General features: G+C 45.1%; 17 protein-coding genes. All 17 read right to left on the minus strand.

Translation table 11 applies throughout. The features are described from left to right. Window positions 1-3: 3 nt before the first annotated feature. Window positions 4-804, minus strand: a complete 801-nt coding sequence (locus WBS51_RS12080; protein WP_294461326.1) for an energy-coupling factor transporter transmembrane component T family protein — start codon at window positions 802-804, stop codon at window positions 4-6. Further along, complete coding sequence (locus WBS51_RS12085) at window positions 797-1,657, minus strand: energy-coupling factor transporter ATPase (RefSeq protein ID WP_173747582.1); 861 nt, start codon at window positions 1,655-1,657, stop codon at window positions 797-799. Before WBS51_RS12085 ends, WBS51_RS12080 begins: the two co-directional genes overlap by 8 nt. After that, window positions 1,642-2,493, minus strand: a complete 852-nt coding sequence (locus WBS51_RS12090) for an energy-coupling factor transporter ATPase (RefSeq protein ID WP_294461331.1) — start codon at window positions 2,491-2,493, stop codon at window positions 1,642-1,644. Before WBS51_RS12090 ends, WBS51_RS12085 begins: the two co-directional genes overlap by 16 nt. After that, entirely contained in the window at window positions 2,480-3,676 is a 1,197-nt protein-coding gene (locus tag WBS51_RS12095; protein ID WP_173747586.1) for a GNAT family N-acetyltransferase, read from the minus strand. Before WBS51_RS12095 ends, WBS51_RS12090 begins: the two co-directional genes overlap by 14 nt. Window positions 3,677-3,680: 4 nt before the next feature. After that, window positions 3,681-4,298, minus strand: a complete 618-nt coding sequence (yihA, locus tag WBS51_RS12100; protein ID WP_173747588.1) for a ribosome biogenesis GTP-binding protein YihA/YsxC — start codon at window positions 4,296-4,298, stop codon at window positions 3,681-3,683. A 23-nt stretch (window positions 4,299-4,321) separates the two neighbouring features. After that, window positions 4,322-6,634 (minus strand): endopeptidase La, encoded by a 2,313-nt coding sequence (gene lon / locus WBS51_RS12105; protein ID WP_294542661.1) that lies wholly within the window; start codon window positions 6,632-6,634, stop codon window positions 4,322-4,324. A 31-nt stretch (window positions 6,635-6,665) separates the two neighbouring features. Continuing rightward, on the minus strand, window positions 6,666-7,970 hold the full coding sequence (gene clpX / locus WBS51_RS12110; RefSeq protein ID WP_173747592.1) for an ATP-dependent Clp protease ATP-binding subunit ClpX: 1,305 nt from the start codon (window positions 7,968-7,970) through the stop codon (window positions 6,666-6,668). Window positions 7,971-8,054: 84 nt separating this feature from the next. Continuing rightward, on the minus strand, window positions 8,055-8,636 hold the full coding sequence (gene clpP, locus WBS51_RS12115) for an ATP-dependent Clp endopeptidase proteolytic subunit ClpP (protein ID WP_173747594.1): 582 nt from the start codon (window positions 8,634-8,636) through the stop codon (window positions 8,055-8,057). Between the two features lie 34 nt (window positions 8,637-8,670). Further along, on the minus strand, window positions 8,671-9,981 hold the full coding sequence (gene tig, locus WBS51_RS12120) for a trigger factor (RefSeq protein WP_173747596.1): 1,311 nt from the start codon (window positions 9,979-9,981) through the stop codon (window positions 8,671-8,673). Window positions 9,982-10,149: 168 nt separating this feature from the next. Continuing rightward, entirely contained in the window at window positions 10,150-10,707 is a 558-nt protein-coding gene (locus WBS51_RS12125) for a DJ-1 family glyoxalase III (RefSeq protein ID WP_173747598.1), read from the minus strand. Window positions 10,708-10,729: 22 nt separating this feature from the next. Continuing rightward, complete coding sequence (locus WBS51_RS12130) at window positions 10,730-11,626, minus strand: RluA family pseudouridine synthase (RefSeq protein WP_294461345.1); 897 nt, start codon at window positions 11,624-11,626, stop codon at window positions 10,730-10,732. A gap of 1 nt (window position 11,627) precedes the next feature. After that, window positions 11,628-12,500, minus strand: a complete 873-nt coding sequence (locus tag WBS51_RS12135; RefSeq protein ID WP_294461348.1) for a methionyl aminopeptidase — start codon at window positions 12,498-12,500, stop codon at window positions 11,628-11,630. Continuing rightward, window positions 12,478-13,023: a GNAT family N-acetyltransferase gene (locus WBS51_RS12140; RefSeq protein ID WP_302702869.1), complete on the minus strand. Its 546-nt coding sequence runs from the start codon at window positions 13,021-13,023 to the stop codon at window positions 12,478-12,480. Before WBS51_RS12140 ends, WBS51_RS12135 begins: the two co-directional genes overlap by 23 nt. A 418-nt stretch (window positions 13,024-13,441) precedes the next feature. Beyond that, the gene (locus tag WBS51_RS12145; protein WP_173747606.1) at window positions 13,442-13,918 is read right to left on the minus strand and encodes a COG2426 family protein; all 477 of its coding nucleotides are present in this window, start codon (window positions 13,916-13,918) and stop codon (window positions 13,442-13,444) included. A 126-nt stretch (window positions 13,919-14,044) separates the two neighbouring features. Next, window positions 14,045-14,932, minus strand: coding sequence for a DegV family protein (locus tag WBS51_RS12150; protein ID WP_294461355.1), 888 nt, complete (start codon window positions 14,930-14,932; stop codon window positions 14,045-14,047). A gap of 65 nt (window positions 14,933-14,997) precedes the next feature. Beyond that, a complete protein-coding gene (locus WBS51_RS12155; protein ID WP_173747610.1) occupies window positions 14,998-16,599 on the minus strand; it encodes a spermidine synthase in 1,602 nt (533 codons plus the stop codon). Between the two features lie 78 nt (window positions 16,600-16,677). Further along, window positions 16,678-17,790 carry a DUF3048 domain-containing protein gene (locus tag WBS51_RS12160; protein ID WP_173747612.1) on the minus strand — a complete coding sequence of 371 codons (1,113 nt, stop codon included), beginning with the start codon at window positions 17,788-17,790 and terminating at the stop codon, window positions 16,678-16,680. Window positions 17,791-17,802 lie beyond the last annotated feature (12 nt).

The following is a 17,802-nucleotide window of genomic DNA, read 5'->3' on the forward strand; positions in this document are numbered from 1 at the left end:
CTTTTACAGAAATACTCTCAGAGCAATATCGGCTCCCAGATACAGGACAGAAATCACATAAGCCGCGTAATCTCTTCTGTGATAAACCAAAGGCTTCATCTGCGTCCGGTTATCCCCGCCGTGGTAACATCTGGCTTCCATAGCCATGGCCAGATCATCGGCCCGGCGAAATGCGGAGATAAACAGGGGCACCAGAAGGGGCACCATACTTTTAGCGCGCTGAATGATGTTGCCGCTTTCAAAATCCGCACCTCTGGCAATCTGCGCTTTCATAATCTTATCTGTTTCTTCCATCAAAATAGGAATAAAGCGAAGGGCAATGGACATCATCATGGAAATTTCATGCACAGGCACTTTGATTTTATTTAAAGGCGCCAGAATCTTTTCCATGCCGTCGGTAAGCTGATTAGGCGTTGTTGTCAGTGTCATAATGGAAGAACCGATAACCAGATAAATCAGGCGGATACCGATTTTCACAGCCTGTACCACTCCTTCTCTGGTAATCTTTAAAAATCCTGCACTCCACAACACTTCCCCCGGAATCAGAAACAGGTTAAACAGCACAGTAATCAGCAGAATGATAAACAGAGGCTTTAACCCTTTCAGCATAAATTTCACCGGAACCTTGGAGAGTCCAATAGCAGCCGCAAGAAAAACCGTGGCCAGGGCATATCCCCAGAAGGAATCCGCCACAAAAAGGGAAATCAGAAATAAAAAAGTTCCGATGAATTTCACCCGCGGGTCCAAACGGTGCAGAATGGAATCTGCCGGATAAAACTGTCCAATTGTAATGTCTCTAATCATGTTTCGTTCTCCCCAGTGCCTTTAAAATACTCTCTTTTGCCTCTTTTACGGTAATGGCCGATGTATCTGCCGGAATCCCCGCCTTGCGAAGTGCCTGCATAATATAAGTAATCTGCGGCGCTGCAAGACCGATTTCTTCCAGTTCCCTATAGTGGGAAAAGACTGCCTCCGGCTTTCCGTCAAAAGCCTTTTCCCCTTTGTTCATTACCAGAATCCGGTCTACATATCTGGCAATATCCTCCATACTGTGAGACACCAGGATAACGGTAATATTCCTCTCTGTGTGCAGCCAGGCAATCTGATCCAGAATTTCGTCTCTTCCTTTTGGGTCCAGACCTGCGGTAGGCTCATCCAGAATCAGCACCTCCGGTTCCATGGCCAGTACGCCTGCAATAGCCACCCGCCGCTTCTGTCCCCCGGAAAGTTCAAATGGGGAACTTTTATAGTATTTTTCCTTCAAACCAGTCTGCTGGAGGGCCCGAACGGCTCTCTCCTCTGCCTCTTCTTTGGAACAGCCCTGATTCTTCGGCCCAAAGCACACATCAGAAAGTACATCGGCTTCAAAAAGCTGATGCTCCGGGTACTGAAATACCAGGCCCACCTGGCTTCGCAGGCGTTTCAGGGAATATCCCTCCTGCCAGATATCTTCCCCTTTATAATACACAGTTCCCACGGTAGGGCGCATCAGTCCGTTAAAATGTTGAATCAATGTGGATTTTCCGCTTCCTGTATGTCCGATAACCCCCAGAAACTGCCCGGAGGGTATTTCCAGAGAAACATCCTTTAAGGCATGGGTTTCATATACAGAACCGGGGCTGTAAGTATAAGTAACATGTTCTAATCGCAATGACATAACGCATCCACCAATTCCTTTATTGTAAGTATTCCCTCAGGAAGAAAAAGCCCTTCCTGTCTCAGTTCATATGCCAGAAGTGTTACCTGGGGTACATCCAGACGGTATGTTTTTAATTCCTCCACTCTGGAGAAAATTTCCCTGGGTGTCCCCTGCATGACCACATGGCCGTGATCCATGACAAACACTTTATCAGAGTCAATGACTTCCTCCATGTAATGGGTAATAAGCACCACCGTAATGCCTTCCTTTCGATTCAGTTCGTGAACCGCCTGCAGCACTTCTTTTCGTCCATTGGGGTCCAGCATGGCGGTGGGCTCGTCCAACACAATGCATTTCGGGTGCATAGCCATCACTCCCGCAATGGCTACCCTCTGTTTCTGCCCTCCGGACAGCTTATTGGGAGAGCGGTGGCGAAAAGGCGTCATGCCCACGGCTTCCAGGCTTTTATCCACCCGCTTCCAGATTTCTTCCGTGGGAATCCCCATATTTTCCGGGCCAAATCCCACATCCTCCTCTACCACGGTTCCGATAATCTGATTGTCCGGGTTCTGAAACACCATGCCGGCTCTCTGGCGGATTTCCCACAGCTTCTCCACAGATTTAGTATCCATGCCGTCAATCCAAAGAGTTCCCTCTGTAGGAACTAAAAGGGCATTGATATGTTTCGCCAGCGTAGATTTTCCGGAACCGTTATGTCCCAGAATAGAGATAAACTGTCCCTTTGAAATGTCCAGATTCACATCATCTACAGCCCTATAGATTTCCGAGGGCTGTCCGCTGTCGTCATATTTTATGTAGTCATATTTTACGTTTCTGGCTTTAATGATTCCCATGGCAGGCACACCTCCACACTTCCATATCTTCGCTGTCTCCCTCCAGGTGATAGTCTATTTTCTGGAATCCCAGCTTCCGCGCCAGTTCCAGCGACGGCATATTGGCGCTTTTTATCCTGCAGTACAGATAAAAAGCCCCTCTTTTTTTTGCTTCCTCCACAATGGCTCTGCAGGCCTCGTAGGCAAATCCCCTTCTCCGGAATTTTTCATCTATCATATAGCCAAGCTCCACCACTGTTTTGTTATCATTCCAGAGTTTAGGTTCTACCCCTGCTCTCCCTATAATTTCCCCGGAAGCCTTTTCCAGTATGCACCAGTAACCCATGTCACAGAGTTCATACATATAGCGCCGATACATCTCAAAGTCTTCCAGTTCTTCCTTCAGGGGTTTTGCCACACCCTCACAGGCATCTGCGGAGGTTTCCTGAGAACAGATTTCCATCATTCTAGGAATATCTCCTTTTTCCATTTCCCGAATAAGAAGCCGGTTTGTCTCACACACTTTGGCTGGTAAATGATGAAAGTGACAGTAAATTTTTTCCACAAAGGCGCTGTCCACCTCTTCAAATCCTTCCACAAGTGCAAAAGCTGTGCTTAAATCCTGTTTCCCGGAATCGGGGTTATAATAAGCCATACAAGCCATACCCGCCGCTTTTGCGGCTTTACAACCGTTTTCCGAATCCTCGATAACCAGACATTCTTCTGGAGACAGCCCCAGTATTTCTGCTGTTTTCAGAAAAACATCCGGTGCCGGCTTGGGGTGCTTCACAGTTTCCCCACTGACCAGTTTTTGAAAATACCTGTCAATTCCCCAGTGCTCTGTCACATTTCTGATATAAGAAAGGGGGGATGAAGAAGCCACAGCCAGCACATATCCCGCCTCCTGCAGCCTTTCCAGAAACTCCTTCACCCAGGGAATCAAAGAAGGATACCCTCTCTCTTCAATCATTTTCTTTTTCATACTCTTCATCTCGGCTATCAGGGCTGTATCCTGTACATCTACCTGATAATGCTCATGCAAAAGTTCCATGAGAAAACCTACCGTTGAACCGATGCAGGGCTTATAAACCTCATAGTCTATGTGGATTCCCCTTGCTTTCAAGGTCTCTTTCCACACCTGGAAATGGAAGGGCTCGCTGTTAATCAGCACCCCGTCCATATCAAAAATAATTCCCTTCAGCATATTTTCAGCTTTCTCCCTCTGTCTGGTCCTCTTTGGGACCGAATAAAAGTTCTTCTGCCAAAGCCCAGATTTCCTCTCTTCCCTGCTTGGTCTGTGCAGAGAAAGGAATCACTCTGGTGCCGGGGAGCAGATTTAAGCCTGTCTTAACTGCCTTCACATGTTTCGCCACCTGGCTTCTTTTCAGTTTGTCCGCTTTTGTTGCAATAATAATGGGCTGGTATCCGTTTTGTACAATCCAGTCGTACATGGTCCTGTCATTTTCAGACGGGTCATGACGGATGTCAATAAGCAGAAATACTGCCTTTAACTGCTTAGACTGGTGCAGATACCGCTCAATCAGCTTTCCCCACTGCTCTTTTACGGACTGGGATACCTTGGCATAGCCGTACCCCGGCAAATCCACAAGATACATCTCGTGGTTTACATTATAAAAATTAATGGTCTGGGTCTTTCCCGGAGAAGCACTGGTTCTCGCCAGGGCCTTCCGGTTCATCAGTGCATTAATCAGCGACGATTTTCCCACATTGGATTTTCCTGCAAATGCAATTTCCGGAACTTCGTTTTTGGGAAGGGTACTGGTGATGCCGCAGACGATGTCCAGCGCTACATGTTTAATAACCATGTGTTTTCCTCCAAATTTTTTCTTTATACCAGGGCATGTTTCAGAACCTCTTTCATGGTTTTCACAGGCACGATTTTCATGCCGCCTGTGATTTCCTCGTCCAGTTCCTCCACATCTGCCTGATTCTCAAAAGGAATGAGAACCTTTTTCATACCTGCGCTCTTGGCTGCCAGAAGCTTTTCCTTCAGGCCTCCGATAGGAAGCACTCTTCCTCTCAAGGTAATCTCTCCCGTCATGGCCACATTGGCTTTCACCGGTGTGTTGGTCATGGCAGAAAGCATGGCCGTAGCCATGGTAATACCGGCAGACGGGCCGTCTTTTGGCACTGCCCCTTCCGGTATATGGATATGTAAGTCATGTTTCTGGAAAAATTCCGGCTTAATGCCATATTCCTCTGCTACGGAACGAATATAGCTGATACCTGCCTGGGCAGATTCTTTCATCACGTCCCCAAGTTGCCCGGTCAGAAGAAATTCTCCTTTTCCCGGCATAAGGTTCACCTCTATCTGCAGGGTATCACCTCCGACGCTGGTCCAGGCCAGTCCCCGTACAATTCCCACTTCATCCGTCTTATTCTTCCTCTGGTATGTGTATCTGGCTCTTCCCAGAAAACTTTCCAGATTGTCCACGTTTACACTGATGGTTTCTTCCTTGTCCTCCAGAATCTTCCTGGCTGTCTTTCTGCAGATTTCACCCAGCTTTCTCTCCAGGCTTCTCACACCCGCTTCTTTGGTATAGCCCGCAATGACTTCCCTCAGCGCTTCATCAGAAATAAGCAGCTGGTTTTCTTTTAATCCGTGGGCTTTTATCTGCTTTGGAATCAGATGTTCTCTGGCAATATGCTCTTTTTCGTTCTGGGTATAGCTGCTGATTTCAATAACCTCCATACGGTCTAAAAGCGGCCGCGGAATAGTCTGCAAATCATTGGCTGTGGCAATGAAAAGCACCTCCGACAAATCCAACGGGATTTCCACATAATGGTCTCTGAATTTCCTGTTCTGCTCGCTGTCCAACACCTCTAAAAGCGCAGAAGAGGTATCTCCTTTGTAATCACTGCTCACTTTATCAATTTCATCCAGAAGCATGAGAGGATTTTTCACCCCGGCCTGTATCAGTCCGTTGGCAATTCTGCCCGGCATAGCGCCGATATAGGTTCTTCTGTGACCGCGGATTTCCGCCTCGTCCCGGACGCCGCCCAGGGACATGCGCACATACTCCTTGTCAAGCGCCCTGGCTACGGAACGTGCAATAGAAGTCTTTCCGGTTCCCGGCGGTCCTGCCAGACAGAGAATCGGACTCTCTCCCTTTTTCGTCAGGGTTCGCACAGCCAGAAATTCCATAATACGCTCTTTCACCTTTTCCAGGCCATAGTGGTCTTCTTCCAAAATTTTCTTGGCTTTTGCCAGATTTTTGTTATCTCTGGACACCTTATCCCAAGGCAGGGAAAGTAAGGTTTCAATATAGCTTCGGATAACTCCCGCCTCTGCCTGCATACCTGCCGCATTTTTAAAGCGGTCAATTTCCCGGTTGATTTTCTCCTTCACTTCTTTGGAGGCTTTCAGTTTTGACACCTGTTCCTTAAACTGGTCTGCCTCTGACAAAGTATCCTGGTCCCCCAGTTCTTCCCTGATAACTTTTAACTGTTCCCGGAGAATATAGTCTCTCTGGTTCTTATCCACCCGCTCCTTGACTTTGCTGTTTAAATCTGTGCGAATCTGCATAATGTCGATTTCATTGCACAGAATTCCGCCCAGCACCTCATAACGCTCTTCCAGATTGACAGCCTCCAGAATTTTCTGTTTATCCTCATATTTCATGGGAAGATTCACGGCAATCTGGTCAATGACTCTCCTGACATCCTCCAGTTCCAGAATCTGTCCTGCCAAATCCTTGCTGAGCTTTGGATTTTCATTGCAGTAACGGACAAAAAGTTCTTTTATTCCCCGCAGCATAGCTTCTTTAACATTGCCCTCCGGTTCTTCCTGTTCTTCTTCAAAAAGGGCAATTTCAGCTTCCAGATACAGGGGATTTTCTTCAAATCTTAAAAGTTCTCCTCTTTCCTGTCCTTCCACCAGAACCTGAATCATGTTTTTCTTTGTCTTTACAAGCTGTTTGATTTCTGCGATGGTACCGATTTTATATAAATCTTCCTGTGCAGGTTCCTCTGTTTCAGGGTCTCTCTGGGTGATGAGAAAGACCTTCTGGTCCTGAACCATGGCCTTTTCAATGGCCTTCATGGATTTTTCCCTGCTTACATCAAAATGGACAATCATGTCAGGAAGAATGGTTGTACCTCTAAGGGCGATTGCCGGTAAATGCTGTATGATGTCGCTCATGCTCGCACCTCCTTATTCCTGTACGATTTCTCTATGCGATTTCCGGTGACTCTTTTTTCTTACGGCTGCCGCTTTTGCTTCTTCTGGCTGTTGCCGGAAGTTCTCTGTATTCCAGCTTTGCTTCCCCTGTGCCGTCCACCAGTTCTTTTGTAATGGTACAGCCGGTAATGCTTTCATCTGAAGGCGCCTTGTACATCAAATCCATCATGGAATTTTCCATAATAGCACGCAGACCTCTGGCACCCGTCTTTCTCTCCATAGACTTATCCGCAATGGCTTCCAGCGCTTCCGGTTCAAAGTCCAGATGAATACCATCCAGATGAAACAAGGTCTGATACTGACGCACCAAAGAGTTTTTCGGCTCTGTCAGAATCTTCACCAGGGCGTCCTTATCCAATGCATCCAACGATACCACTACCGGCACACGGCCCACAAATTCCGGAATCAGTCCGAATTTCACCAAATCCTGGGGCATGACTTCTTTTAAAAGTTCTCCCACATTATGTTTGCCCGGTGTACGGATTTCTGCATTGAAACCAATGGCTTTTGTATCTTTTCTGGTTTCGATAATTTTATCCAGCCCTTCAAAAGCGCCGCCGCAGATAAACAGAATATTGGTGGTATCAATCTGGATAAACTCCTGCTGCGGGTGTTTTCTGCCGCCCTGAGGCGGTACGTTAGCCACCGTTCCCTCTACAATTTTCAAAAGAGCCTGCTGTACTCCTTCTCCGGATACGTCTCTGGTAATGGAGGCATTTTCCGATTTTCTGGTAATTTTGTCAATTTCGTCAATATAAATAATGCCATACTGGGCACGTTCTATATCGTAATCTGCTGCCTGAATGATTTTCAGCAGAATATTTTCCACATCCTCGCCCACATAACCGGCTTCGGTCAGAGTGGTTGCGTCGGCAATGGCAAAAGGCACATTCAGCAGTCTTGCCAGCGTCTGAGCCAGAAGCGTCTTACCAGAACCGGTAGGACCCAGCATAAGAATGTTGCTCTTCTGCAGTTCCACATCCGCGCCTCTGCCTGCCAGCACACGTTTGTAGTGGTTGTAAACTGCAACCGAAAGCACTTTTTTCGCTTCATCCTGTCCAATGACATACTCATCCAGAAATGCCTTAATTTCCTGTGGTTTCAGCAGGTTAATTTCGTCAGAAGCCATGTTGCTGTACTCTGCCCCCAGTTCTTCCTCTATGATTTCCGAACAGATTCCCACACACTCATCACAGATATAGGTGCCGTTTGGACCTGCAATCAGTTTTTTTGCCTGGTCTTCTGTCTTTCCACAAAAGGAACATCTGATTCTTGTATCGTTTCCTTTCATTGCCATGTTTTTTCCCTTTCTGTTTCCATTTTTCTTCTTTTAAAGCCGAAAGACCCCCGCAAATTTCTGCAGGAGTCTTCTCTTCTGTCATTATCTATGCTCGATTACAGAGTCAATCAATCCATATGCCATTGCCTCCTGGGCTGTCATATAATTGTCTCTTTCTGTGTCTCTGGCAATCGTTTCCAGAGTCTGGCCTGTATTCTGAGCCAGAATTGTGTTTAATCTGGTTCTGGTTTTCAGAATCTGCTGTGCCACAATGTCAATCTCTGTTGCCTGACCCTTTGCACCGCCGGAAGGCTGGTGAATCATAATTTCCGCATTGGGAAGGGCCATTCTCTTTCCTTTTGTACCGCCGGCCAGAAGGAATGCACCCATGCTGGCAGCAAGTCCCATACAGATAGTAGATACATCACATTTAATGTACTGCATGGTGTCATAAATCACCATGCCTGCTGTAACGGAACCGCCCGGACTGTTGATATATAAGTGGATATCTTTTCCCGGGTCTTCTGATTCCAGAAAAAGAAGCTGTGCTGCAATCAGGTTGGCTGATACATCGGTTACTTCTTCTCCGAGGAAAATAATTCTGTCTTTTAACAATCTGGAATAGATGTCGTAGTTTCTTTCACCGCGGCTTGTCTGTTCAATGACGTATGGTACTAAACTCATGAAACTCCTCCTATTCTGTCAAACACAGCATGTATTATTCTGCTGCTTCTTCTTTCTTCTCAACAACTTTTGCTGATTCAGCAACTAAAGTAACTGCTTCCTGAACAGCCATGTCTTTCTTAATCTGTTCTTTCTCGTAGTCACCCATTACTTCTTTTAATTTTTCTACTTCCATTTTGTACATTTCAGCCATGGATTTTAATTCTTCTTCTAATTTTTCATCAGAAATCTGAATGTTTTCCACTTCTGCAATTTTCTCTAATACCAGACGGCTCTGGATTCTCTTTAACGCCTGTGGTCTCATCTGTTCCTGGATTTTTGCATTGTCCAGACCTGTGAACTGGTAATACTGGTCAATAGATAATCCCTGGGACTGCATTCTTCTGATGAAATCCTGCATTAACTGCTGAATCTGGTTCTGAATCATAGCTTCCGGAATATCCATCTGTGCGTTTTCAATAACAGCGTCTACTGCTTTGTCTTCTGTTTCGCGTTTTGCAACAGATTCTTTGCGTTCTTTTAAGTTCTTGGCAATGTCTGCTTTGTATTCTTCCAGTGTGTCAAACTCAGAAACATCTTTTGCAAATTCGTCATCTAATTCCGGAAGTTCTTTCACTTTGATAGCTTTTACTGTGCATTTGAATACAGCCGGTTTTCCAGCCAGGTCATTTGCATGATAGTTTTCCGGGAAAGTAACGTTTACTTCTTTTTCTACATTTAATTCAGCGCCTACTAACTGTTCTTCAAATCCAGGAATGAAGGAATTAGATCCGATTGTCAGCGGATAGTCTGTTCCTTTTCCGCCTTCAAAAGCAACGCCGTCAACAAAGCCTTCAAAGTCCAGAGTTACCATATCGCCCTGTGCTACAGCTCTGTCATCTACATCGATTGTTCTGGAGTTGTTTTCCTGCTCTTTTTTCAATTCAGCAGCGATTTCTTCTTCTGTTACTTCTACAGAAGAAATTTCTACTTCCAGTCCTTTGTATTCACCTAAAGTTACTTCCGGTTTTACAGCTACTTCTGCTGTGAAGATAAAGGCTTTTCCTTTTTCAATCTGTACAACGTCGATTTCCGGCTGAGAAACGATATCCAGTCCGCTTTCTTCTGCTGCCTTTGGATATTCAGCCTGAATCAAAGCGTTTGCTGCATCTTCAAAGAAGATACCTGCGCCGTACATTTTTTCAATCATCACGCGAGGAGCTTTTCCTTTACGGAAGCCTGGGATTGTAATTTTGTTTCTGTTTTTCATGTATGCAGCCTGCACTGCTTTTTCAAAATCTTCTGCGGCAACTTCAACAGTAAGTTTTGCCATGTTCTTTTCTAAGTTTTCTACCTGTACACTCATTGTTATGAATTCCTCCTTGAATTTCTATATGCATCTGCCCTGCCAAAACAGCAGAAAACAGCGCTTTTTTCATACTTACAGTCATTAACACAGTATAGCACAAGGGTTTGGAAAACGCCAGTGTTTTTTTTCGTATCCCCCGATTTCTACAGGGTTTTCACGAAATTTTTATAAATTTTCTCTGAAAATAATAGATTTTTGGATTTCCCGGGCTTTTTCTTCCCCGTAAAGCTGGGAAATCAACTCCAATGCAAAGGGAATGGCTGTGCCCAGACCTCTGCTGGTGGTAATATTTCCATCTCTTGCTACCTCCTGCGTCCCCACCTGGGCGCCGGTAAGTTTTTCTTCAAATCCCGGATAGCAGACTGCTTTTTTTTCTTTTAAAATCCCCAGTGCTCCCAACACACTTGGAGCTGCACAGATAGCTGCCACTTTCTTCCCCTCAGCTGCAAAATCCTGCAGAAGTCTGCAAAGCCCTGTATGTTCTCCCAGATGAAGCGTTCCCGGCATACCGCCCGGAAGCACCAGCAGGTCCATCTTGCTGTAATCCGCTTCTTCAAACAGAACGTCTGCCTGGAGAACGATGTTGTGGGAACCTGTCACTGTCTTTGTATTGCTGATGGATACCATCTGCACTTCGGCCCCTGCTCTTCTTAAAAGGTCCACAACAGTCAGACCTTCGATTTCTTCAAATCCATCTGCTGTAAATACACATACTTTTGCCATAATTTTTACCTCTTTTCTATTTTTATCTAAAATACCTCTGTATTCCCCACCTCTTTACGTCTCTTCCCCAAAGCACGATTTTCTCCTGCGTAAACGGCTGATAAAACTCCGCTTTCCCGGCATACAGAGCCAGTCCGTCAAATACCGGATTTTGACCGTCCCCGTAAAGCACATCTCCCAAAAGAGGATGTCCTATCCCAGCCATATGCACCCTGATCTGGTGTGTCCTCCCCGTAAATATCCTGCACTTTACCAGCGTACAATTCTCTCTTTCTTTCAGCACTTCGTATCTGGTGCAGGCCGTTTTGCCCTGTGGGTGAATCTGCATTTTCAGCTTGTCTCCGGGCATAAGGGCAATAGAAGCAGTAATGTCCCCTTCCCTTTGCTCTAATTGTCCTTTCGCCAGTGCATAATAAATTTTCTGAAAACGCCCGTCCTGCTTCTGTGCAGACAGCCGCGCCGCTGCCATCTGATTTTTGGCATACACCATAAGACCAGCGGTATCCTTATCCAGCCTTCCCACAGCCCGGACAACGCCTCCTTCTCCCTGTTTCTGCAGATAATCTGCCACCCGGTTTCCCAGAGAATCCTCATAATGTCCCCGCCCCGGATGGCAGGGTATGCCTCCCGGCTTTTCCACCACCAGCAAATCTCTGTCCTCGTAGAGAATCTCCAGTTTCCCTGCACAGGGTTTCACCCGGCTTTTCTCTTCCTGCATTTCCGCCAGACACACCTCCAGATTCTGCCCCACAGAAGGTCTGTAAGTAATTCTCTGCCGTTTTCCATCTATACAGATACCCTTTGGCTGAAATTTTGCCCGGCTGACTTCCCGCCTGCTCAGTCCCAGATTTTCCCTCAGAATTTTTTCCAGGGATTTTCCTGCCAGCTTTTTGTCTATCTCTAATTTCAGTATTTTCATCTTACCAGCAGAGTACTTCACTGCCTTCTTCAGTCACCAGTACCATAATTTCCCACTGAGCTGAAGGCAGCCCGTCATCCGTATACACGGTCCAGTCGTCCGTGTCATCGGTATAGATTTCATGGGTTCCCATATTAATCATAGGTTCAATGGTGAAAATCATTCCCGGTACCATGAGCATACCTGTTCCGGCTTTCTGGATATATCCCACCCAGGGGTCCTCATGAAACTCCAGGCCTACCCCGTGTCCGCCGATTTCTCTTACCACGGAATAGCCGTTCGCGTGCGCATGCTCATACACCGCCTGACTCATATCTCCCAGATATCCCCAGGGCTTTACTTTTTCCAGACCTTTCTCCACACATTCCTTTGTCACCTCCACCAGCTTTTTCTTCTCGCTGCTGACTTCTCCGATACAGAACATACGGGAGGAATCTGAAAAATAGCCGTCTAAAATTGTAGACACATCTACATTAATAATGTCTCCTTCTTTCAGAACAACATCTTTAGAAGGAATTCCGTGACACACCTGCTCGTTAATAGAAGTACACACACTCTTGGGAAATCCATCGTAATTTAAAGGTGCAGGAACAGCCCCTGCTTTTTCTGTCATGGCAGATACCCAGTCGTCAATTTCCTGTGTCGTAACACCTGCCTTAATGTGCTCTGCCACATAATCCAGAATCTCCACATTGATTTTGGCGCTTTCTTTAATTTTTTCAATCTGTGCCGGTGTTTTCAGAATCTCATGACAAGGTACCAGTACTCCCTGTGACTCATAAAATTTTAATCTTTCATCAAATGCGTAATGACATTTCTTGTATTTTTTACCGCTGCCGCACCAACAGGGGTCATTTCTTTGCAGCAAATGCATCTGCCTGCGCCTCCTTCTGTCTCTGATATCCAATTCTTGGAGAACCGTCCTCCACATAAATGATACCGCATCTTTCAAATCCGTTTTTCTCGAAAACCTGCTGCATCACTGTATTTTCTCGGTGCGTATCTCCCCGCACATTGCCGCACCGGGCATAACACCAGTCCAGACAAAAAGAAGCCACGCCTCTGACTTTTCCTGCAGATGCCATACGGTGCATCACACCATAAGGTCTGTCATTTTTCCATGCTCCGGCTTCGATTCTTTCATAGCAAGGGTCTGGCTGCATGGAAAACATAAACACACCTGCCAAATCTTGTCCTTCCCGGCAGACATACAACTCTCCGTTCTCCAAATCTTTTTTTACCAGTTCTGTGGACGGATATCCTTCTTTCCATTGGCTTGGATTTCCGTGTTCCTGCATAAAAACCCTTGCCCTTCCATATATTTCCATAATTTCCGCTAAATCTTCTGTTTTCGCTTTTGTAATCTGCATATTTTCCACCATGCTTTCTTTTTTCACTATGCATTATACCATTGTTTTTCTCTTTTTTCCACTTTTGAAATTGTTGTAATTTTCTGATTTTTTATATATAAAAAATAATATAACAGTTTTATTTTATTTTTTCTTATTTTTTTCTATTTTTAATATTGACAAATCATAATTTTACTGTTATAATTCAATTATCAAATAAACCAAGAGAAGAAAACACAGAAAGGATTGATTCCACCAAAAGCTTAACGTTTTACTCATAATACAAAAGAAAGGACGGTACGGACCACCAGAAACGTAAACAAACACCCATTAAAATAATTTTTACGAGGTATCTTCCAATGGATATTGAAACACATTAAAAGGGCATCATTCTAAAACAAGTTCAGAATGATGCCTTTCCTTATCACCTTTTCTTTCAAAACATATCTAAAATGCAAGTCTTTTCTTAAAAAATTGCTCCCAACGCACCGAAAGCTCCCATACTTACAGCCGCCATGATAATACCGGCCAGAATTACGCCCAGCATAACGGCAATCACGCTGGATTTGAAATCCATATCCAGAATGCTGGCCGCCAGCGTTCCTGTCCATGCACCTGTTCCCGGAAGTGGAATGCCTACAAAGAGCAGCAGGGCTACAAAGAGGCCTTTTCCTGCTTTCTCCTGCAGCTTTTTACCGCCTCTTTCCCCTTTATCCAGACACCAGGTAAAAAATTTTCCGATAACCGGTTTGTCAGCTCCCCACACCAGCACTTTTCTGGCAAAGAAGTAAATAATCGGAACCGGAAGCATATTTCCGAGAATAGCCACAATATAATACTGTACAAAAGGCAATCCCAGCCCTTCTGCAATGGGAATCGCACCTCGAAGTTCAATCAGGGGTACCATAGAAACAAAAAATACAATCAGGTATTTTTCTAACATAAAACTCTCCTTCTATCCTTTTTCCAACACGCAATGTATCCGTTCCAATATAGCACCCTTTCTCAACCGGCGCAAGCATTTTTCGACAATCCCACGCAGATTTTACACAAGTTTTATATTTTTACATCAGATGGTTCTCTCATCTCCCCAGAAGAACAGAGCCACGGTCCCCGGACCTGTATGGGCACCGATAACCGTTCCGATACTGTTTATTAAGACTTTCCCATCCAGATTCGGAAATTTTTCTTCTATCATATCTGCCACTTTCCACGCGTCTTCTTCGCAGGCTGAGCAGGATATAAAGCACTTTCCGCTGTAAGCCGTTCCTCCCTTGGCATGCTCCTCCATGCGTTTTACCATTTCCCGGATAACCTGCTTCTTTCCTCTGTATTTGCTTCTGGGAATCAGTTTCCCTTCGGAATTGACATTCATCAGCGGACAGATATTTAACGCCTGTCCTACAAAACCGGAGACTTTGGAAATTCTGCCGCCCCGAATAAAACTGGTCAGGTCTGTAGAAAAGAACCAATGGTGCAGCTTGTTTCTGTTTTCCTCCAGCCAGGAAGCGTTTTCTTCCAGGCTCAGTCCTTCCTGCTGCTTTGTCAGGGCCATGTCCACCAGCATACCGTATCCGGAAGAAGCAGACAAAGAATCAATAATCCTGACTTTTCTGCCCGGATATTTTTCTTCCATCTGCACTTTTGCAATATTGGCAGAATTAATACTTCCGGAAATACCGCTTGACAGTGTCAGATGCAAAATATCCAGACCTTTCTGAAGAATCGGCTCAAACAATTCCATATACTGCTGAGTATTTACCTGAGCCGTGGTAGGTTCTGCCCCATCGGCGATTTTTTTATAAAATTCCTTAAAAGGCATGGATTTTCCCAAATCATCGGGATACTGCACGCCGTCCATCAGGAAATTAAAACATACAAAAGGTATCTTTTTCTCTTCAAAATACTGCGCCGGCATATCTGCTGTGGAACAGCAGGTAATCTGATATTCGCTCATAAGGTTTTCCTCCTCTGCATTCTTGCTTTTTGCATTCCTATTTTAACACTTTACCTGGAAATTGACTAGAGCATTTCCAAAAGTCCCGAAAGCCCCTGTTCTTCGTAAATGCCTTTGTAATATTCCACTTCCCGTTCAATAATCCCATCAATGACCTGAATACCCAGCAGTTCTACAGGCGCTTTATCATCTGTAAGAATATATTCCCCTTTTTTGCAGGGCGTCAGCTGCTGTGAAACCTCATACATCAGGTTCTGCAGTTCTCTGTCCCGTATTTTTGCAGTATTCTTTTCCAGATTTTCCTTAATTTCACAGTTGGCCGAAGCGAAAAGTTCCCGGTTGGTGGTTCCTTCCACATCTGCTGTATATACAGCAGGAAAGACCTCAGAAATGGTATCTGACAGATAATCGTTGATATTTCCCTCTCCTTTTGCCTGCATATTCATATTAACCACCATGACTCCGTCTGTATGCAGATGCTCCTTCACCAGAGTAAAAAATTCCCTGCTTGACATCTGAAAAGGAATGGTAATGTCCTGGTAAGCATCCACCATAATCACATCGTATTTTTTATCCACTGCCTGAAGATAGGCTCTTCCGTCATAGGTCGTCACGTTTACATTTTGAGGCAGGTCAAAATATTCTCTGGAAAGATCTGTAATCTTCTCATCAATTTCCACACCCTCCATAGACAGATTGTGAAAATAAGCCTGACACTGTCTGGCATAAGTTCCGCTTCCCATACCCAGAATTAATACTTCCAATTTCTCTTTCTCCCCGGTATCTGCCATCAGGGGCGCAGCCATGGCCGTGTCGTAATACATACCGGTAAGCCCTTTTTCTTTTTGCATTACAGACTGCACACCAAAGAGCACATTGGTAGACAACACCACATTTTCTTCTGTTTCTTTTACCTGCAGATAATTGTAGACAGACTCTCCCTCATATAAAAGGTCCTGTTCCCAGAATGCAAAATGACTGCGGTTTCCCAGCACTGCACATAAAAGAAAAACCACGAGAGCTGCTGCACAGCTGCGTTTTTTCTTTCCTGTCTGAAAGAAATAAATCAGTGCAAGCACCAGCAATACACCGGAAAAAATGAGAAAGGTAACCGCCGTTCCCACAACCGGAATGGTGACAAAGGTAGGAAGAAAGGTTCCGATAATACTTCCGATTGTATTGAATGCACCTAAAGTTCCCACAATCTTCCCGTTGTCTTCCAGACTATCCACCGTGTACTTTGCCAGAGAAGGGGTAACCGTTCCCAGCAGAAACAGCGGAAATACAAAAATAATCATGCAGGCTGCAAAAGCCGCAAGAATCAGAAAATTGTTGCTCACTGTGAATATCAGAAGTCCGGATACTCCCAGAATAATATATTTTCCCACCACGGGAATCAGGGCAATCCATACCGCCGCGATTAAAATTCTTCTGTACAGCCGGTCCGGATTGGGGTCTTTGTCTGCGCTTCGTCCGCCCCAGATATTTCCCAGAGCCATAGCTATCATAATCGTTCCGATAATAATGGTCCACACAATCTGGGAAGAACTGAAATAAGGAGCCAGAAGTCTGCTGGCTCCCAGTTCCACAGCCATAACCGCCATACCTGCAAAAAATTCTGTGAGATACAGATAATATTTATTGCTCAAAATTGATTTCTTTTCCATACACGCCTCCTGCCTGTACTTGAAAACAGACGGGGCTGCCCCATAAACACTTATGAGATAACTCCGCCTGCCTGTTTTTTACTGAAAAGATGCTTTATCCTTATAGTTTAAAGCAATATACGTTTTTCCTCTGTTCAGCTTGATTTCTTTACCGGACTGGTCATAGAAAGACAGATAGGACTCCTCGTTATTACTTTCCTTAGACCAGTGGATTTCCTGAACACCTCCGTTTGATACATAATATCCTTTGGAATTTTCAGAACCATCCCAGTCCAGTTCCTTATGCCCCACCTCATCTCTTACGGAAATGTCGGTTTCCAGTACAAATACATTGGTAAAAGCCAGCTGTTCTCCTGTCTTTCCATCCGTCTGAGGGGTATTGTTAATCTGCTTTAAGTATACCTTTTTCTCTGCATCATAGGTAAACTGGGAAGACTGTGCGCCAAACTGAATATCCACGCTGGTACAGTCTTTTCCCTCCGGTTTCACCTGCTCGTCCATACCGTTAAAGGGAAAAGCAGTTCCCTTTTTCTCCTCTTTTAAATCTGTCCGCAGATGGTTTGCTTCAATATAAGCCGGAAGTTTGGTTCCGTCAAAGTAACCGGTGTGTTCCAGAGAATATCCCTGGTTTAATTTCTCCTGGTCTCTTCCAAACAGTCCCCCTGTGTTGGTAATTCCTTCAATCTGGTCTAAATCCAAAGCTTCCAGATACTCTGCTATGGTATCATCAATTCCCCAGTTGACATAGAAGGCGTCAAAGCCCTGAGATAAAGCCGGGAAGTAATAACGACAGCTTCGGATAGGGCAGATTTGCGGTACTTTGGTGTAGTCTCCGTACAGCGCCATAAATCTGGTGGCATCTCCCTCTACAGGAATTTCAAAAATCACATCCGCCTGGGACACCCCATACTGGGGCATTGCTTTCTGCACATTGTTGACCATAACCGCCACCGGACGCTTGCCAACGGCACCTTCTGATAAATCAGCCAGTCCGGTAAGCAGGTTCTGATTGGCAGGTATCTCTTCCTGCTTCACCTCTGCCCCTTCTACAGACTGGGATTTGTCCTCCTGTGCCTCTTCCTGTACGGTTTCTTTTGGTTCCTCTTTGGAGGTTGTCTCTTTTTTCCCACAGCCTGCTGTACCTAAAAGTACCAGCGCCGAAGCTATCAGAAGTATTTTTCTGTATTTCATAGATAACTTTCC

Source organism: Blautia acetica, assembly GCF_038739805.1.
Lineage (GTDB): Bacteria > Bacillota > Clostridia > Lachnospirales > Lachnospiraceae > Blautia.